The organism is Vibrio sp. 2130-1 (assembly GCF_033339515.1).
In genome coordinates this window covers 1-748 of the sequence record NZ_JAWOUT010000214.1, presented here as the reverse complement: position 1 = coordinate 748, position 748 = coordinate 1, and the positions used below count along the sequence as shown (strand labels likewise).

The 748-nt window shown below is 49.6% G+C and carries 1 pseudogene; it reads left to right on the top strand.

The annotated features are described in order from the left end of the window. Nucleotides 1-346 (top strand): annotated as a pseudogene (locus tag R7Q09_RS25270) (hypothetical protein); the annotation flags it as partial. Nucleotides 347-748 lie beyond the last annotated feature (402 nt).

Genomic DNA, 748 nt, shown 5'->3' with positions numbered 1-748 from the left:
CCTCGATGTGGACAAGCAAGCCTATACCCAGACCCATGACGAAATATCTACACCTGCCATTGGCCCCGTCCTGGTTACTCAACATGCCATCGATCAGTATCAGGCCCGGATAACCTCTGGAGACCCTAAAAAACCGTGGGCCTCACTTGTTGGCCGCCTCCAGCATCCAGAGTTACAGGTTCAGCCCTTTGACGAGAAAGTGGCTCGCCATAAAGCCAGAAAGTATGGCCGCGTAGATAACGTGGAAGTCTGGGGCCATAGAGATTCCAAGTTCAAGTACCTGATGGTGATCAACGACGACAACCAAAAACGTGTTCTTGTCACAGTGTTTGAGCGAAATGAGTAACCTGCTTCTCATTTGTTCTGAATACACAACCTCTCCAAATCACGTATTCATACCCTAAAAGGGCAATAACGCAGTCGTTGATAACGACTCTCCCACCTGAAAATAGCTCCAGCATAAAAACTGGAGCTGTAAATGAGATCGAGACCTTCCCTTTTACTGATGCGAAACCTGCGGTCATTGGCCGTTGTGGTGCTCGCAACTTTGCCATGCGTTGCTTTTGCACAATGGCGGGTTGTAGCCGTGAGCACCGAAGTAGACAAAATGCGCTTCAACACCATCATAGACGCGCATTCCTTCATGAAGAATTATCGCTCTGGTGAGGAGCAAGGGAAGGGAACGCCAGTTGGGGATGCGCTTTATCCGGTTGCCAGTTATGGTGATGGCCGTTATGTCTCCAGGATC